Raw genomic sequence first — 17,486 nt, 5'->3', positions numbered from 1 at the left:
TCCTTAGTCATACCCGCCCTTACGTCATAGGAACTTGCCCACGTGTCTGCGACTTCCCGCCCCAAGCCCGTAGTGCTGTTGATCCTCGACGGCTGGGGCCACCGCGACGATCCGGCCGACAACGCCCTGGCCCAGGCCGACCTGCCGAACTGGCGCGCCCTGCTGGCCAGCCAGGCGCATACCCTGATCCACACCGAGGGCCGCCACGTCGGCCTGCCCGACGGGCAGATGGGCAATTCCGAGGTCGGCCACATGAACCTCGGCGCTGGCCGCATCGTCTATCAGGACCTGACCCGGGTCGATGCGGCGATCGAGGACGGCAGCTTCTTCGCCAACCAGGAACTGCGCGCCGCCTGCGCCGCGGCCAACGGCGCCGGCGCGACCTTGCACCTGATGGGCCTGCTCTCGCCCGGCGGCGTGCACAGCCACGAACAGCACATCTTCGCGATGATCGAACTGGCCCGCCGCGAAGGCGTAGCGAAGGTCGCCGTGCACGCCTTCCTCGACGGCCGCGACATGCCGCCGAAGTCGGCCGCGCCGAGCCTGGAGCGCTTGCAGCAGGCCTGCGACCAAGCCGGCAACGCGCGCATCGCCAGCATCGGCGGGCGTTACTACGCGATGGACCGCGACAAGCGCTGGGACCGCCAGTTGCGCGCCTGGAACGCGATCGTCGAAGCCGACAGCGAGCAGCATGCCGCGACCGCGCTCGAAGGCCTCGATGCGGCCTACGCGCGCGGCGAAACCGACGAGTTCGTCGCCCCGACCGTGATCGGCGACGCCCGGCCGATGGCCGACGGCGACGCGGTGGTGTTCATGAACTTCCGCGCCGACCGCGCGCGCCAGCTCACCGCCGCGTTCGTGGATCCGAACTTCGACGGTTATGAGGCGCGCACGCCCAAGCTCTCGCGCTTCGTCTGCCTGACCGAGTACGACGCGAAGCTGCCGGCGCCGGTCGCGTTCGGCCCCGACGATCTGCACAACACCCTCGGCGAACTGCTGGCGGCCAACGGCCTGACCCAGCTGCGCATCGCCGAGACCGAGAAGTACGCCCACGTCACCTTCTTCTTCAGCGGCGGGCGCGAGGAACCGTATGCCGGCGAAAGCCGCATCCTGGTGCCGAGCCCGAAGGTCGCGACCTACGACCTGCAGCCGGAAATGAGCTGCCCGGAAGTGACCGCCAAGCTGGTCGAGACCATCCGCGCGCAGGCGGTCGACGTGGCGATCTGCAACATCGCCAATCCCGACATGGTCGGCCACACCGGCGACCTGCAGGCCGCGATCCTCGCCGCGCAGGCGGTCGACAAGGCCATCGGCGCGATCGCCGCGGCGGTGCAGGAGGTGCACGGCGCGCTGCTGATCACCGCCGACCACGGCAACCTGGAGATGATGCGCGACGCGTCGACCGGCCAGCCGCACACCGCGCACACGGTCGGCCCGGTGCCGCTGGTCTACCTCGGCCCGCGCAAGGCGACGCTGCGTTCCGGCGGCGCGCTGCGCGACGTCGCCCCGACCATCCTGGATCTCCTCGGCCTGGCGCAGCCGCAGGAGATGACCGGCCGCAGCCTGCTGGAGGGCTGATGCGGACCGCGTGCGCGTGGTGTCTGGTATTGCTGGCGGCGCTGTCGCCGGCCTTGCCGCCGGCGCGCGCCGCGGCGCAGAGCAACAGTCGCGAGACCGAGCGCAAGCTCGAGAAGATCAAGACCGAACTCAAATCGGTCGCGGCCGAACGGCGCAAGCTGGAAGGCCAGCGCGGCGACGCCGCGCAGAAGCTGCGCGCGGCCGACGAACAGGTCGGCCGCTCCAACCGCACCTTGCGCGATACCGAAACGCGTCTGGCGCAGGAGCACGCCGCGCTCAAGCAGACCCAGGACAAGCGCGACGCGCTGAAGAAAACCCTCGGCGCGCGCCGGCAGGAACTCGAACAGCTCCTGCGCGCCGCCTACGCGCAAGGCAACGACGCGCCGCTGAAGGCGTTGCTGTCGCAGGACCGGGTCGCCGACAGCGGCCGCATCCTGACCTATCACGGTTATCTGCAACGCGACCGCGCGCGCCGCATCGACGCGTTGACCGCGCAGCTGCGCGAACTCGATGCGCTCGAACGCGAGATCGTCGAACGCCGGGTCAGCCTCGACAGCACCCGCAAGCAGCAGCGCGCGCAGCTCGGCCAGCTCGAGAAAGACCGCAAGGACCGCGCCACGCTGGTCGCCCAGATCAACGAAAAATACGAAGACCGCAGCACCCGCGAGCGCGAGCTCGGCCGCGACGCCAAAGGCCTGGAACAGCTGCTGGCCAAGCTGCGCGCCGCCGCCGCGCGCGCCGAGGCGCAACGCCGCGCCGCGGCCAAGGCGCGCGCCGAACGCGAAGCGCGCGAGGCCCGCGAAGCCGCCGCGGCCGCGGCCAAGGGCAAGCCCGCGCCGGTGCGCAAGCCGCCGGTCGCCGTGGCCAGCGCGCCGGCGCCGCAGGTCGGCGGCCTCGGCTGGCCGGTGTCGGGCGCGCTGCTGGCCGGCTTCGGCGGCACCATGCCCGACGGCCGCAGCAGCGAAGGCCTGCTGATCGGCGCGGCCGCCGGCGCCACGGTCAAGGCGGTCGGCGACGGCACCGTGGTCTATTCGGAATGGATGACCGGCTACGGCCTGCTGCTGATCGTCGACCACGGCAACGGCTACATGAGCCTGTACGCCAACAACGACGCCCTGCTCAAGGACGCCGGCGCCACGGTCAAGAAGGGCGATGCGATCGCCACCGTCGGCAGTTCCGGCGGGCACGGGCGGCCGGCGTTGTATTTCGAGTTGCGGCGCGGTGGGCAGCCGGTGAATCCCAGCGTTTGGTTGCGGCGCTGAGGACTGGCGGTTCGCGGCTTGGACGGCGCAGCGGCTTCGGGCTTGCGCCGTCGGTCGGGGTTCGCGGTCGCGGCTCGTGACCGAAGGAAATCCCGTGGGACGCCGCTCCTACAGTCGGGGGTGCGGCTTTCGTGGCGGGATTGGGACGCTGCCGGGGTTTTAACGAAAGCTTGCAAGCGCCCCGCTTAACGTGCGCAGATAATCGACCGAACCTCAGGCCTCCCCGCGTGGTCTGACCGCCATCCGTTCCGGAGCGCCATGCATGTCCCTGCGTCACCCCCTGCGTAGTCTGCTTCCGCTCGCCCTGGCGCTGGCCGCCGCGCCGGCGCTGGCCCAGCCGCCCGCGCCGCCCGCGCAAGCCGCGCCGCCGGCCGCGTCCCCCGCCGCGCCCACGGCCGACGACCAGGACGATGGCGACGACCAGACCGCGCCGCCCGCGCAAGCGCCGGCCAAGGGCAAGAAGGCCGCCGGCAAGGACGACAGCGCCGACGCCAAGGTGCCGATCGACGAGATCCGCCGCTACGTCGCGGTCTACAACGCGGTCAAGCAGGCGTATGTCGAACCGGTCGACGACGCCAAGCTGATGCATTCGGCGATCCGCGGCCTGCTGTTCGACCTCGACCCGCACAGCGTCTATTTCGACAAGGCCGACGCGGAGAACTTCGACGAACAGTCGCGCGGCAACTACGAAGGCATCGGCGTGGAATTGCAGCGCCAGCCCGACGGCACGCTGCGGGTGATTTCGCCGATCGACGACACTCCCGCCGCGCGCGCCGGAATCAAGGCCGGCGACCTGATCACCGCGATCGACGGCAAGCCGTTCAAGGTCGACGAAGGCGACAGCTCCGGCCCGCTGCGCGGCCCGGCCGGCAGCAAGGTGGTGCTGACCATCGTGCGCGAAGGCCGCGACAAGCCGTTCGATGTGACCGTCGCGCGCGAGACCATCCGCGTGGCCAGCGTCAAGAGCCGCATCCTCGAACCGGGTTACGGCTATCTGCGCCTGGCCCAGTTCCAGGCCGATACCGCGGCCGATTTCGAAACCCATCTGCGCAAGCTCAAGGACCAGTCCGGCGGCAAGCTGCGCGGGCTGGTGCTGGACCTGCGCAGCAATCCGGGCGGCCTGCTGACCTCGGCGGTGCAGATCGCCGACGACCTGCTCGAACGCGGCAAGATCGTCAGCACCCGCGGCCGCATCGCGATCAGCGACGCCGAATTCAGCGCCACGCCCGGCGACATGCTCGACGGCGCGCCGCTGATGGTGCTGGTCGACGCCGGTTCGGCCAGCGCCTCGGAAGTGCTGGCCGGCGCGCTGCGCGACAACGGCCGCGGCCGCGTGATCGGCAGCCGCACCTTCGGCAAGGGCTCGGTGCAGACCGTGCTGCCGCTGGACAACGGCGATTCGGTCAAGCTGACCACCGCGCGCTACTACACGCCCAGCGGCAAATCGATCCAGGCGCTGGGCATCGTCCCCGACGTGGCCTTGCGCGCGCCGAAGAACGACAAGGACGAGCGGCCGAGCTACACCGAAGCGACCTTGCCGGGCCATCTGCACGGCGACGAGGAAGGCCAGCCGGGCAGCAACGCCGGCGAGGTGCTCGACGGCGATGCGCCGATCGCGGCGGCGTTGGCGGAATTGAAGAAGCCCGGGAGCGTGGCCAGCGCGAATGCGGCGGCGAAAGCGGCGACGCCTGCGGCCAAGACGAATGCGCCGGCCAAGCCGGCGGCGCCCGCGGCCACGGACGCACCCGGCAAGCCGGCGGCTCCGGCCCACACGGATGCGCCGGCCAAGCCCGCGGCTCCGGCCAAGCCGAACCTGCCGGCCAAGCCTGCGGATGCCAAGCCCGCGGACGCCAAGCCGGCGACGCCCGAAGCCAAGCCGTAAGCGCGCGACCCGCGCCAACGAAAACGCCCGGCTCAGGCCGGGCGTTTTCGTTTTCGAGCAACCGCCGTCAGCGCGGCGGTTTGGCCGGCAACGGAAACGGCGTGACCACGCGTTCGCCCGAGGTCGCATCGCGGATCGCCGACTGGCCTTTGCGCTCGACTTCCTCGATCCGCACGATGCTCTGCATCGGCAGGTGCAGCACGCGGGTGTTGCCGAACTCGTCGCGCAGCCGCTCCTCGGTGGGATCCACCACCAGCCCGTCGTGCACCTCGAACACCAGCTCGCTGATTTCGGTGAAGCCCCACAGCGTGCCGGCGCCGATCTTGCGCGCGTACAGCTCGTAGATCTTGCCGGCGTTGAGGAAGGTGACTTTGTAGAGCGTGGCCATGGGGCGGGAATCGGATTGGGGACGGAGAATCGGAGCGCGGACGCTTTATTAGCTTGGGGCGGGCGGCGGTCAGTCAAGACGGGACGCCGGTCCGCGTCGCGATCCATTGCCGATTTCCCGGCTTAGTACCCGCGCTTGCGCCGCAGCCGCCGCGCGATGCCCGCGCGGGCGATCAGCGCGAACGCGCCGCCGAACGCGAAGCCGGCCAGATGCGCCGACCACGCGACCGCGCCGAACGCCGGGCCAATGAAGGTGAACACGACTTGCAGCAGCGCCCACACGCCGATCAGCAGCGGCGCCGGCACTTTCACGAATTGCAGGAACAGGCCCAGCGGCACCACCACGCCGAGCTTGGCGCTCGGGAACAACGCGAGGTAAGCGCCGATCAGCGCCGACACCGCGCCGCTGGCGCCGATGATGAGCCGGTCCGGGGTGGCGATGGCGATCACCGCGGCGAGGTTGGCGACCGCGCCGCCGAACAGAAACAGCGCCAGCAGCCGCCACGGCCCCATCGCGCGCTCGGCCGGCAGGCCGAAGATCAGCAGGAACACCAGATTGCCGAGCAGATGGGCCCAGTCGGCGTGCAGGAACAATGCGCTGAACAGGCGCAGCGCGCTGCCGTCGCGGATCGCGTTCCACCACGCTTCCGGCGACGACAGGCCGCCCGACAGCGCGCCCCATTCCACCATCAGCCGGCGCTGCTCCGGATCGGGCAAGACCACGGCCGAGACGATGAAGCTGATCCACAACAAAGCGAACAACAAAGGCGTGGCCCACCGCAGCCGGGTGCGCTCGCGCGAGGGAATGGCGACGAACACGGCGTCAGCTCCGCGACGGCTCGGCCGCGCTTGCCCTATTCAGGCAAGTAGTTTGTGTAAGTGTCTGTAACAGCAGGGTTTGCGACATCGGTACGAGTCGAATTTGCCCGGTTGGGCGTATTGTTAGCGTTCGGTTAACGGCCGCGCTATAGTGCATACGGCGTCGTACGTCGGGAGGGGTTTCCGGCGGCATCGGAGTCCGCGCTTGCGGCTTCATGCACACGGCCGCGACAAGACGAAAAAATACTCCAACGGAGAATACACGCATGCAACCCTCACACCGCTACATCCGCCTGACCGCGATCGCATTGGGCGTGGCCGGCGTCATCAGCTTCGGCTCGGCCAGCGCGACCGGTTTCCAGATTCGCGAGAACAGCGTCAAGAATCAGGGCCGCGCCTTTGCCGGCAGCGCCGTTTCTGAGAAGGACGCTTCGGTCGTCTCGAACAATCCGGCGGCGATGGTGAACCTCGACACGACCACCATCCGTGGCGATGTGACCGCGATCGATCTGACCGCGAAGTTCCGCGGCGGCGGCAATGCCGCGGCCGGCACCCCGCTGTCGCGTCCGCTGACCGGCGGCAACGGCGGCGACCCGGGCGACATCACCGCGGTGCCGGCGATGTCGATCGTCGTTCCGCTGTCGGGCTCGTTCGAGAAGCTCACCCTCGGCGCCCAGCTCAGCGCGCCGTTCGGCCTGAAGACCGAATACGAGAACGGCTGGGTCGGCCGCTACAACGCGCTCGAGTCGGAAGTGAAGACCATCGACCTGACCCTGTCGGCCGCGGTCAAGCTGACCGACCGCTTCTCGGTCGGCGCCGGCTTCATCTACGAGCGCGCCGAAGCCACCCTGACCAACGCCGTGGACTTCGGCTCGGCCATCTGCCGCGTTTCGCCGGCGGCCTGCCTGACCCCGAACCCGGTCGCCGCGCCGTTCGGCCCGCAGAAGAACGACGGCACGGTCAAGGTCAAGGGCGACGACAACGGCATCGGCTGGATCCTCGGCTTCCAGTGGAAGCCGACCGACCGCCTGGCGATCGGCTACTCGCACCGCTCGGAAATCGACCACGACCTGGCCGGCACCGTCACCTTCACCAAGCCCGGCAACGTGGCCGCGCTGCTCGGCGCCGCCGGCATCACCCAGTACAACACCGGTCCGGGCGGCGCCAAGCTGACCACCCCGAGCACCGATACGCTGAGCGTCTCGTACGGCTTCACCGACCAGTTCCGGATGATGTTCGACGCGCAGAAGACCGATTGGCATTCGCTGCAGTCGGTCAACATCGTGCGCGCCAACGGCACGCCGGTGGCGCAGGAGTCGTTCCAGTGGGAAGACACCATGATGTACGCGCTGGGCGCCGAGTACGATCTCAACGATCGTTTCACCCTGCGCGGCGGCGTCGCCAAGGACGAAACCCCGACCAACGACACCCACCGCACCCCGCGTCTGCCCGACAACGACCGTACCCTGTACTCGCTCGGCCTGACCTGGAACGCGAACGAGCACCTGAGCGTCGACGCGGCCTATACCCGCATCCAGATCGACAGCCCGGACGTGAACGTGGTGTCCACCAGCGGTTCGACCCTGGTCGGCAAGTTCAAGGGCCACGCCGATCTGTTCGGCATCGCGGCTCAGTACAAGTTCTGATCGCGCAAGCGGTTTAACGGCACTCGAAAGCCCCGCTTCGGCGGGGCTTTCTTTTTGTCTGCAGCGGCGAGCCTTCAGGGGCCGGTCGCGATGAAGCCCTGGATGCCCGCCTTCGCGGGCATGACGGCAGTGGGTTTCGCTTCGTCGCTCTCAAGCCGTCATCCCCGCGAACGCGGGGATCCAGAGGTTTCAGCGTCATGTCGCGATAGGGCCCTGGATGCCCGCTTTCGCGGGCATGACGTTGGGCGGGTTGCGCGGCGTCCATTCCGGATCGTCATCCCCGCGAAGGCGGGGATCCAGAGACTTCAGCGTCATACCGCGGCAAAGCCTCGGATGCCGGCCTTCGCGGGCACACGCCCGCAAGCGTTCCGCGGAATCCGCTTGACCAATTTAGTTAGGAGTCCTAATAATTAGCCCGTGACCGACTCCGCCTTCCATCTGCGCCAAACCGCCCTGGGCCTGGAGCGCCTCGCCGCGCTGCTGCGCGCGCAGCAGTGGCGCGAGCCGGACGAGCATGCGCTGCACCCGGCGCAACGCGCGCTGCTGGAGCTGCTCGGCGAGGACAAGCGCGGCTGGCGGGTCGGCGAGCTGGCGCAGCGCCTGGGCGTGTCGGCGGCCAGCGCCAGCGACAGCATCGCCGCGCTGGAGGCGCGCGCGCTGGTGCGGCGCGCGCGCGACCCCGACGACGGCCGCGCGGTGCGCGTGCATCCGAGCCGGCGCGGCCTGGCCTGGCTGCGCCGCAGCCGCGCCCGCGGCGGCGCCGGCGAACGGTTGCTGGCGACGCTGGAGCCGCAGGATCTGGCCGCGTTCTCGCGCTCGCTGCAGTTGCTGATCCTGCAGGCGCAGCAAGAAGGCCTCGCGACCGGCCTGCGCACCTGCGCCGGCTGCGAGTTCTTCCGTCCGTTCGAAGGCCGCGGCGAACAGCCGCACTTCTGCGCCCTGGTCGGCGCGCCGTTCGGCGACGCGCAACTGCGCGTGGACTGCGCCGAACAACGGCCTCGCGGCATGGAGAAGGGCGTGGCGGCGGTCGACGCGGTCGCGCAACGGTTCCGTGCCGGCGCGGCCGGTGAAAAAACATCGCGCGGCGGCCGTGCGCCGCCGCGCCGGCATTCCGCGAGCGCGGAATAGGCGGGCGGCGGCCGACTGGCATCGGCGCGCCGCCCTTCCTCTCACCACCCGTCTAAGAGCAAGCAAGAGGAGTTCCAGTATGCGTCAGAAAGCCGTGTTCTTTCACGCCGGTTGCCCGGTGTGCGTGGCCGCCGAACAGCAGGTCGCCGAAGCCATCGACCGCCAGCGTTTCGAGGTCGAAGTGGTCCATCTGGGCGAAGCCTCGGCGCGGATCGCCGAAGCCCGCGCCGCCGGGGTGAACTCGGTCCCGGCCCTGGTGATGCAAGGCCAGGTGTTCCACATCAACCATGGCGCGGCCTTGTCCGACCTGGGTTGAGCCGGGCGCGCCGGCCGCGTGCGCGCGGCCGGCGCTTGGGCAGGAGAGTGCGGATGCAGGCAAGAAATGCGGGCGTGGAAGTGAGCGCGCTGCTGCGCGGCCGCGCCGTGGCGTACACCCGTCCCGGCAGCCGCAGCGGGATCGACAAACGGCCGCTGCAAGGGCCGGTATGGATCGGCGAACTGGGCCTGGACGGCGACGAGCAAGGCGACCTGCGCGTGCACGGCGGGCCGGACAAGGCGGTGCATCACTATCCGCGCGAACACTATCGGCTGTGGCGCGACGAGATCGGCGCGCACGCGCTGCTGGACGCGCCCGGCGCGTTCGGCGCGTTCGGCGAGAACCTCAGCAGCGAAGGCTTGAGCGAGGCGCAGGTGTGCCTCGGCGATCGCTATCGCTTCGGCGGCGCCCTGCTCGAAGTCAGCCAGGCGCGGCAGCCGTGCTGGAAGCTCAACGACCGCTTCGGCGTCGCCGACATGGCCCGGCGCATGCAGGCCAACGGCCGCACCGGCTGGTATTACCGCGTGCTCGAAGCCGGCGAGGCGGTCGCCGGCGATCGCCTGATCCTGAGCGCGCGGCCGTGGCCGCAGTGGCCGCTGCAACGCATCGCCGCGATGCTGTTCGTGCGCACGCTCGACCGCGACGAGCTCGCCGCCGCGCTGGCCTTGCCGCTGGTGCCGTCGTGGCGCAAGCTGGTCGAAGCCCGGCTCGCGCGCGGCGAAGTCGAGGACTGGAGCAAGCGGATCGACGGACCGCCAGCGGCGTGAGCGCCGCGCGGCCGCACTACGAGAGGAAGGCGATGGAGGCGATCCGGTTCGGCGCCGAGGAAAAGGCGGTGCTGGTGGGCAAACTGCAGCGTTACTTCAGCGAGGAGCTGAAGCAGCCGATCGGCCGCTTCGATGCGGAGTTCCTGCTCGACTTCCTGTCCGAGGAGCTCGGCGCGTACTACTACAACCGCGGCGTCGCCGATGCGCAGGCGGTGCTGGCGGCGAAGGCCGAGGATCTGGCCGATGCGGTGTGGCAGTTGCAGCGGCCTACCGAGTTCAGTCGCTGACCGGCGGCGCGATCTGAGCGACGCTTTCCGCTCCGTCGCGACGGACTAACCGATCCGCCCGCCCGGCTTCGCAGCCGCCGCGAAACACGCGCGCACCGGCGAACTCACGATCAACACCGCCTCCTGCTTGAACCGCCGCTTGTACTCGTCGGCGATCTCGACCACGCGCTTGCGTTCTTCGGCGCTGTCTTCGTGGATCAGGTCGATCGCGCGCGAGTCTTCCTGTTCGACCTGGCCGCTGTCGCCGCGCCATTGGCCCTTGGCCTGGTACACGGTGAGCCCGGCGGGAAAGCGCGGGGTCACGACTTCGGCGAGAAACGCCTGCCACTGCGCTTCGCTGACCGGGCCGTCGGGACTGTTCATGCCGAACAGCACGCGGTCCTGGCGGCGTTCGGAGCAGGCGCTGGGGTCGCCGGGCTTGACCGGCAGCGGCGCCAGCGTGGCGCAGGCGGTCAGTGCGGAAACGACGACGGCGCACAGCAGGGCGTTGCGGGGCATGGTCCGCGTCTCTGGGGGCGATGGCGACAAAGCGTACTGCGCGCGGCGGGGTTTACCTGCGACCGCAGTCGCAGCCTGCGCGTTGGCCCGGTAATGCTCGCCATTTCCCTGTAGGAGCGACGCGAGTCGCGACCGCGACATCGCGCTTGCGTCGTAGGCGGGAGGTCGCGGTCGCGACTCGCGTCGCTCCTACAGGGAGAAACGCGGCAGGCGTTGCGGTCCGAAAACGCGATGGCCGGGCGCGCGGCGCCCGGCCATCGCCGCAGCGTCAGTCGCCCAGGGTCAGCAGCGAAGCGTTGCCGCCGGCCGCGGTGGTGTTGACGGTGATGGTCTTCTCGGTGGTAAAGCGCGGCAGGTAGTGCGGGCCGCCGGCCTTGGGGCCGGTGCCGGACAGGTTCTGGCCGCCGAACGGCTGCACGCCGACGACCGCGCCGATCTGGTTGCGGTTGACGTAGCAGTTGCCGACCTTGACCCGGGTGCTGATGCGCTCGATGGTCTCGTCGATGCGCGAGTGGATGCCCAGGGTCAGGCCGTAGCCGGTGGCGTTGATCGCGTCGATCACCGCGTCGAGCTGATCGGCCTTCCAGCGGATCACGTGCAGCACCGGGCCGAACACTTCCTTGTGCAGCTGGTCGAGCGACTTCAGCGAATAGGCGCGCGGGGCGAAGAAGCTGCCGTTCGCGGCGTCGGCGTCGAGCGCGACTTCGGCGATCTTGGTCGCTTCGCTGTCCATGCGCGCAGCATGCTCGCGCAGCATCTTCAGCGCGTCCTCGTCGATCACCGGGCCGACGTCGGTCGACAGCAAGCCGGGGTCGCCGACCTTCAGCTCGGCCATCGCGCCGGCGAGCATGTGCACGACCTTGTCGGCGATGTCGTCCTGCACGAACAGCACGCGCGCGGCCGAGCAGCGCTGGCCGGCCGAGGTGAAGGCCGAGCCGATCGCGTCCTTGACCAGCTGCTCGGGCAGCGAGGAGGAGTCGGCGATCAGCGCGTTCTGGCCGCCGGTTTCGGCGATCAGCACGCCGATCGCGGCGTCGCGCGCGGCCAGCGAGCGGTTGATCGCGCGCGCGGTGTCGGTCGAGCCGGTGAAGGCCACGCCGGCCACGCGCGGATCGCGGGTCAGCGCCGCGCCGACGGTGGCGCCGTCGCCGGGCAGGAACTGCAGCACCGCTTCGGGGATGCCGGCTTCGTGCAGCAGCTTGACCGCGTAGTAGCCGATCAGGTTGGTCTGCTCGGCCGGCTTGGCGATGACGGCGTTGCCGGCGGCCAGCGCGGCGGAGATCTGGCCGAGGAAGATCGCCAGCGGGAAGTTCCACGGGCTGATGCAGACGAACACGCCGCGGCCGGACAGGTGCAGGGTGTTGGACTCGCCGGTCGGGCCCGGCAGCGCTTCGGGCGCGAACAGCTTGCGCGCGTGGGCGCCGTAGTAGCGCAGGAAGTCGACCGCTTCGCGCACTTCGGCGACGCCGTCGGGAATGGTCTTGCCGGCTTCCTTGGTGCACAGCGCGATGTACTGCGGCATGCGCTCTTCGAGCAGCTGCGCGGCGTGTTCGAGGATCGCGGCGCGGCTGGCGGCCGGGGTCGCGTCCCAGCCTTCCTGCGCGGCGACCGCGTTCTTCAGCGCCTGCTCGACGGTCGCGCTGTCGGCGGCCTTCCACTGGCCGACGATCTCGCGGCGGTCGGCCGGGTTGGTCACGGCGATGTCGGCGCCGCCGATGCTGGCGCCCGGAACGAGCGGCGCGGCGCGCCAGTCGCTGCGGGCGGCGGCGTTGACGTCGGCGGCGAGGGACTGCAGTTGCTGGTCGTTGGCGAGGTTGACGCCCATGGAATTGGTCCTGTCGTAGCCGTAGCTGCGATACAAATCGGCGGGGAGCGGAATGCGCGGATGCGGGATGCTGGCGAAGCCGGACACCGTTTCGACCGGATCCTGGATCAGGTCGTCGATGGCGATGTCCTCGTCGGTGATGCGGTTGACGAAGCTGGAGTTGGCGCCGTTCTCGAGCAGGCGCCGCACCAGGTACGGCAACAGGTCTTCGTGCGAGCCGACCGGCGCATACACGCGGCACGGCGCGTCCAGGCGGTCGGCCGGGACCACTTCGGCGTACAGGTCGTCGCCCATGCCGTGCAGCTTCTGGAACTCGAAGTGCTTTTCGCGGCCCATCGCCTTGGCGCGCTGGTGGATGGTGGCGATGGTCTGGGCGTTGTGGGTGGCGAACATCGGATAGATCGCATCCGAGGCTTCCAGCATGCGCCGCGCGTTGGCCAGGTACGACACGTCGGTGTTCGGCTTGCGGGTGAACACCGGGTAGCCGAGCTGGCCGTCGACCTGGGCGCGCTTGACCTCGCTGTCCCAGTACGCGCCCTTGACCAGGCGCACCGGGATGCGGCGGCCGACCCGGCGGGCCAGGTCGGCGATGAAGGCGATCGCCTCCGGCGCGCGCTTCTGGTACGCCTGGATCGCCAGGCCGTAGCCTTCCCAGCCGTCCAGCGAGGCGTCGGAATACGCGGCTGCGATCAGGTCCAGCGACATTTCCAGGCGGTCGGCTTCCTCGGCGTCGATGGTGAAGCCGATGCCGTAGCCCTTGGCCAGCTGCGCCAGTTCCAGCACGCGCGGGGTCAGTTCGGCGAACACGCGCTCGCGCTTGGCGTGCTCGTAGCGCGGGTGCAGCGCCGACAGCTTGACCGAGATCGACGGGGTCGCGAACACGTCGGCGTTCTTGTAGTCGCCGCTCTTGCCGATCGCGTGGATCGCGTCGCGATAGGCCTGCTGATAGCGCAGCGCGTCCTTGGTGGTCAGCGCGCCTTCGCCGAGCATGTCGAAGGAATAGCGGTAGTTGGCGTTGTCGCCCTTCTTCGAGCGCGACAGCGCTTCGCCGATGGTGCGGCCCATGACGAACTGGTGGCCCATGATGCGCATGGCCTGGCGCACCGCCAGCCGGATCACCGGCTCGCCGACGCGGCCGATCAGGCGCTTGAAGGCGTTGTGGACGTCGCGCTTGGTGTCGTCGGCCAGGTCGACCAGGGTGCCGGTCAGCATCAGGCCCCAGGTCGAGGCGTTGACCAGCACCGAGTCCGATTGGCCCAGGTGCCGCTTCCAGTCGGCCTCGCCGAGCTTGTCGCGGATCAGCTTGTCCGCGGTTTCCTGATCCGGAATGCGCAGCAGCGCTTCGGCCACGCACATCAGCAGCACGCCTTCCTCGCTGCCGAGGTCGTATTGGCGCATGAAGGCTTCGATCGCGCCCTGGTCCTGGGCGCGGGCGCGGACCCGGCGGACCAGATCGGCGGCGGTGGCCTGGGCGGCGTTGCGGTCGGCGTCGGGCAGGCGCGCCAGCTCGAGCAGGCCGCGCACGTGCTCGGCTTCGTCGCGCACCCAGCCGGACGTGAGCGCGGCGCGCGCGGCCGCCGGCGGCGCCGGCAGTTCGGGGCTGATCATCGGCGACAGCGGCGGGGTGCCGGTGCGCGGCGGACCGTCGCTGGCGACGGCGGAGGAGTCGTTGGTGGACATCGGACCCGGGACAGGGGTGGGAAGTCCGCCATTTTAGAGCTTTCTCTCGACCGCTATCTGCCTTTTTCCACGGCCTTTCTTTGCCGCCGCGCCATCCGGGGGAGTAGGGCGGCATGCGCGCCGGACAGGCCGCCGCGCCGGTCCCGCGCAGGCCCGGGCGCTGGCGCGGACAGGCGATCGGACCGTTCCGGCAAGGTCTGCTGCCGCGCTGCGGGCTTGCCCGCACGGCCCGCGCAGGATGCGCTAACTTGCACCGGTCACGTTTGCGACGCATGCCCGGATCGCGCCAGCGGCCGGCCGTGCGCGGGGCAAAACCGCGCCAGCCTTGGCTCTGCGCGATTTGCGCCGCGCCGCGCGCGGTGCAAGTGGCGGGTTGCCGCAGGGCGGGGCCGCCGCTACCATTTCTCGGTTATCCGTAGCGCCGATCCCGGCGTGATGGGCCCGGCAGGGCTCGCCAGCCACCTCGCTGTCCCCCCGCATGGTCCGCTCGCCCTTCCAGGGCGCCGCCGGTGCCGGCGCCGGGACCGGAGGCAGCCCGCGGAGCGCGCGTTAGATCACCACACTGATTTATTCGGGGCTCGAACTGATGAAAGCCGGTCGTTTCAAGCAGTGGGCAGTGGGCGTCGCCGCAATGGCGTTGCCGGTCCTGGCGTCGGCGCAAGCCGCCGATCCCAAGCCGTGGCAGTTGAACATGGGCAAGGGCGTCACCGCCCAGTCGATGAACGCCCATTCCGCGCACATGCTGGCGCTGTGGATTTGCGTGGTGATCGGCATCCTGGTGTTCGGCGCGATGGCCGTGGCCATGTTCAAGTTCCGCAAGTCCAAGGGCGCGGTGCCCGACAAGGACTTCACCCACAGCACCAAGCTCGAGATCGTCTGGACGGTCGTGCCGGTGGCGCTGCTGGTGCTGATGGCGTTCCCCGCCACCAGCAAGCTCATCAACATGTACGACACCCGCGATTCGGCGATGACGGTGAAGATCACCGGCTACCAATGGATGTGGAAGTACGAATACCTCGGCGAAGGCGTGGCCTTCACCAGCCGCCTGGACCGCAAGAGCGACCAGCTGCGCCAGGGCGGCAAGATCGTCACCGCCGCCGACCACGAGCACTACCTGCTCGACGTCGACAACGTGCTGGTGCTGCCGACCGACACCAAGATCCGCTTCGTGATCACCGCCGACGACGTGATCCACGCTTGGTGGGTGCCGGCGCTGGGCTGGAAGCAGGACGCGATCCCGGGCATCGTCAACGAGGCCTGGACCGACATCAAGGAGCCCGGCGTCTACCGTGGCCAGTGCGCCGAGCTGTGCGGCAAGGACCACGGCTTCATGCCGATCGTGGTGCGCGCGCTGCCGAAGGCCGAGTACCAGCAGTGGCTCGCCGAGCAGAAGGCCAAGAACGCGCCGGCCGCTCCGGCCGCCGCTCCGGCTCCGGCGCCCGCCGAGACCGCTCCCGCCGCCGCGCAGGCTCCGGCCGCCGGCACTGCCAGTTCCGATGCCCCGGCCGCCGCCCCGAAGGGCGCCGCGACCGCCGGTTGATCGTCCGCATTTCTCAGAGGTAGGTCATGGCAGCCACGCATCCCGTCGCCGATCACCACGATCATCACGATGATCACGCCCATCAGCAGGGCTTCATCGAGCGTTGGTTCTTCTCGACCAACCACAAGGACATCGGCACGCTGTATCTGATTTTCAGCTTCGTGATGTTCATCATCGGCGCGGGCATGTCGGTGGTGATCCGAGCCGAGCTGGCCGAACCGGGCCTGCAGTTCGTCAAGCCCGAGTTCTTCAACCAGATGACCACGATGCACGCGCTGGTCATGATCTTCGGCGGCGTGATGCCGGCCTTCGTCGGCCTGGCCAACTGGATGATCCCGCTGCAGATCGGCGCGCCGGACATGGCGCTGCCGCGCATGAACAACTGGTCGTTCTGGATCCTGCCGTTCGCCTTCAGCCTGCTGCTGATGACCCTGTTCCTGCCGGGCGGCGCGCCGGCCGGCGGCTGGACCCTGTACCCGCCGCTGTCGCTGCAGGGCGGCTCCAACGTCGCCTTCGCGATCTTCGCCATCCACATGATGGGCATCAGCTCGATCATGGGCGCGATCAACGTCATCGCCACCATCCTCAACATGCGCGCCCCGGGCGTGGACCTGCTGAAGATGCCGATCTTCTGCTGGACCTGGCTGATCACCGCGTTCCTGCTGATCGCGGTGATGCCGGTGCTGGCCGGCGCGGTGACGATGCTGCTGACCGACAAGTTCTTCGCCACCTCGTTCTTCAACGCGGCCGGCGGCGGCGACCCGGTGATGTTCCAGCACATCTTCTGGTTCTTCGGGCACCCCGAGGTCTACATCATGATCCTGCCGGCGTTCGGCGTGGTCTCGGAGATCATCCCGACGTTCGCCCGCAAGCCGCTGTTCGGCTACCAGGCGATGGTGTACGCGACCGCTTCGATCGCCTTCCTCTCGTTCATCGTGTGGGCGCACCACATGTTCACCGTCGGCATGCCGCTCGGTGGCGAGATCTACTTCATGTTCGCGACCATGCTGATCGCGGTGCCGACCGGCGTGAAGGTGTTCAACTGGGTCACCACGATGTGGCGCGGCTCGATGACCTTCGAAGCGCCGATGCTGTGGGCGGTCGCGTTCGTCATCCTGTTCACCATCGGCGGTTTCTCGGGCCTGATGCTGGCCATCGTTCCGGCCGACTTCCAGTACCACGACACCTACTTCGTGGTCGCGCACTTCCACTACGTGCTGGTGACCGGCGCGCTGTTCTCGATCATCGCCGCGGTCTACTACTGGTGGCCGAAGTGGACCGGCCGCATGTACAACGAGACCGCGGCCAAGTTCCATTTCTGGTGGACGATGATCTTCGTCAACCTGCTGTTCTTCCCGCAGCACTTCCTCGGCCTGGCCGGCATGCCGCGCCGCATCCCGGACTACAACGTGGTGTTCGCGGACTGGAACCTGGTCAGCTCGATCGGCGCGTTCGGCATGTTCCTGACGCCGTTCATGATGGCCGCGATCCTGCTGGTCTCGAAGAAGTCCGGCGCCAAGGCCGAAGCGCGTTCGTGGGAAGGCGCGCGCGGCCTGGAGTGGACCGTGCCGAGCCCGGCGCCGCACCACACCTTCTCGACGCCGCCGGTGATCCGCGACGGCGATCTGGCCCACGGCGACATCACCCATTGATCGCAGCCGCCGCCACGGCCGTAACGGCCGCGGCGGCGCCGGCGCTTACACGCGGGAGGCAGGCATGACTCCGATCCAACAGCCGCAGGACCTCGCCCAGCGCCGCTCGGCCGCGCGGCGGACCGCGTTTTGGGTCGGCGCGATCGCGGTCGCGGTGTACGTGCTGTTCATCCTCGGCGGCGTGTTCGGCTTCGGAGCGGGGCGATGAGCGACGCGCGC

General features: G+C 69.3%; 15 protein-coding genes. 11 read left to right on the top strand and 4 right to left on the bottom strand.

What is annotated here, in order from left to right:
* The first annotated feature begins 42 nt into the window (after positions 1 to 42).
* The 3 genes from gpmI (at position 43) to JHW38_RS14940 (ending at position 4,722) form a co-directional block, all read left to right on the top strand.
* Positions 43 to 1,578, top strand: coding sequence for a 2,3-bisphosphoglycerate-independent phosphoglycerate mutase (gpmI, locus tag JHW38_RS14950; RefSeq protein ID WP_207522144.1), 1,536 nt, complete (start codon positions 43 to 45; stop codon positions 1,576 to 1,578).
* The gene (locus JHW38_RS14945; RefSeq protein ID WP_207522143.1) at positions 1,578 to 2,840 is read left to right on the top strand and encodes a murein hydrolase activator EnvC family protein; all 1,263 of its coding nucleotides are present in this window, start codon (positions 1,578 to 1,580) and stop codon (positions 2,838 to 2,840) included. The genes gpmI and JHW38_RS14945 overlap by 1 nt, the downstream gene beginning before the upstream one ends.
* A 262-nt stretch (positions 2,841 to 3,102) precedes the next feature.
* Complete coding sequence (locus JHW38_RS14940; protein ID WP_207522142.1) at positions 3,103 to 4,722, top strand: S41 family peptidase; 1,620 nt, start codon at positions 3,103 to 3,105, stop codon at positions 4,720 to 4,722.
* A 67-nt stretch (positions 4,723 to 4,789) separates the two neighbouring features.
* Here JHW38_RS14940 and JHW38_RS14935 read toward each other — a convergent pair whose 3' ends face one another.
* Positions 4,790 to 5,110 (bottom strand): DUF1820 family protein, encoded by a 321-nt coding sequence (locus JHW38_RS14935; protein ID WP_207522141.1) that lies wholly within the window; start codon positions 5,108 to 5,110, stop codon positions 4,790 to 4,792.
* Between the two features lie 122 nt (positions 5,111 to 5,232).
* Positions 5,233 to 5,928, bottom strand: coding sequence for a rhomboid family intramembrane serine protease (locus JHW38_RS14930; RefSeq protein ID WP_207522140.1), 696 nt, complete (start codon positions 5,926 to 5,928; stop codon positions 5,233 to 5,235).
* A gap of 266 nt (positions 5,929 to 6,194) precedes the next feature.
* Here JHW38_RS14930 and JHW38_RS14925 point away from each other — a divergent pair, with 266 nt between their 5' ends.
* From JHW38_RS14925 to JHW38_RS14905, 5 genes are all read left to right on the top strand, one after another.
* Positions 6,195 to 7,574 (top strand): OmpP1/FadL family transporter, encoded by a 1,380-nt coding sequence (locus JHW38_RS14925; protein WP_207522139.1) that lies wholly within the window; start codon positions 6,195 to 6,197, stop codon positions 7,572 to 7,574.
* Positions 7,575 to 7,991: 417 nt separating this feature from the next.
* Positions 7,992 to 8,702 (top strand): MarR family winged helix-turn-helix transcriptional regulator, encoded by a 711-nt coding sequence (locus tag JHW38_RS14920; RefSeq protein ID WP_207522138.1) that lies wholly within the window; start codon positions 7,992 to 7,994, stop codon positions 8,700 to 8,702.
* Between the two features lie 79 nt (positions 8,703 to 8,781).
* On the top strand, positions 8,782 to 9,018 hold the full coding sequence (locus JHW38_RS14915) for a thioredoxin family protein (RefSeq protein WP_207522137.1): 237 nt from the start codon (positions 8,782 to 8,784) through the stop codon (positions 9,016 to 9,018).
* A 53-nt stretch (positions 9,019 to 9,071) separates the two neighbouring features.
* A complete protein-coding gene (locus JHW38_RS14910; RefSeq protein WP_207522136.1) occupies positions 9,072 to 9,785 on the top strand; it encodes an MOSC domain-containing protein in 714 nt (237 codons plus the stop codon).
* On the top strand, positions 9,782 to 10,072 hold the full coding sequence (locus tag JHW38_RS14905) for a DUF2164 domain-containing protein (RefSeq protein ID WP_343225426.1): 291 nt from the start codon (positions 9,782 to 9,784) through the stop codon (positions 10,070 to 10,072). Before JHW38_RS14910 ends, JHW38_RS14905 begins: the two co-directional genes overlap by 4 nt.
* Positions 10,073 to 10,117: 45 nt before the next feature.
* Here the strand turns inward: JHW38_RS14905 and JHW38_RS14900 are convergent, their stop codons facing one another.
* Together JHW38_RS14900 and putA are read right to left on the bottom strand one after the other, a co-directional pair.
* A complete protein-coding gene (locus JHW38_RS14900; RefSeq protein ID WP_207522135.1) occupies positions 10,118 to 10,570 on the bottom strand; it encodes a DUF3574 domain-containing protein in 453 nt (150 codons plus the stop codon).
* Positions 10,571 to 10,838: 268 nt separating this feature from the next.
* The gene (putA, locus tag JHW38_RS14895; RefSeq protein WP_207526380.1) at positions 10,839 to 14,003 is read right to left on the bottom strand and encodes a bifunctional proline dehydrogenase/L-glutamate gamma-semialdehyde dehydrogenase PutA; all 3,165 of its coding nucleotides are present in this window, start codon (positions 14,001 to 14,003) and stop codon (positions 10,839 to 10,841) included.
* Between the two features lie 658 nt (positions 14,004 to 14,661).
* Between putA and coxB the strand changes: the two genes are divergently transcribed.
* The 3 genes from coxB to JHW38_RS14880 all read left to right on the top strand — a co-directional run bounded on the left by coxB (position 14,662) and on the right by JHW38_RS14880 (position 17,475).
* Positions 14,662 to 15,615, top strand: coding sequence for a cytochrome c oxidase subunit II (gene coxB, locus JHW38_RS14890; protein WP_207522134.1), 954 nt, complete (start codon positions 14,662 to 14,664; stop codon positions 15,613 to 15,615).
* Positions 15,616 to 15,641: 26 nt separating this feature from the next.
* The gene (gene ctaD / locus JHW38_RS14885; RefSeq protein WP_207522133.1) at positions 15,642 to 17,267 is read left to right on the top strand and encodes a cytochrome c oxidase subunit I; all 1,626 of its coding nucleotides are present in this window, start codon (positions 15,642 to 15,644) and stop codon (positions 17,265 to 17,267) included.
* A gap of 64 nt (positions 17,268 to 17,331) precedes the next feature.
* The gene (locus JHW38_RS14880) at positions 17,332 to 17,475 is read left to right on the top strand and encodes a hypothetical protein (RefSeq protein ID WP_207522132.1); all 144 of its coding nucleotides are present in this window, start codon (positions 17,332 to 17,334) and stop codon (positions 17,473 to 17,475) included.
* Positions 17,476 to 17,486 lie beyond the last annotated feature (11 nt).

The organism is Lysobacter enzymogenes (genome assembly GCF_017355525.1).
In the GTDB taxonomy this organism is placed as follows: Bacteria; Pseudomonadota; Gammaproteobacteria; order Xanthomonadales; family Xanthomonadaceae; genus Lysobacter; species Lysobacter enzymogenes_C.
This window is presented reverse-complemented; position numbering and strand designations above follow the sequence as displayed.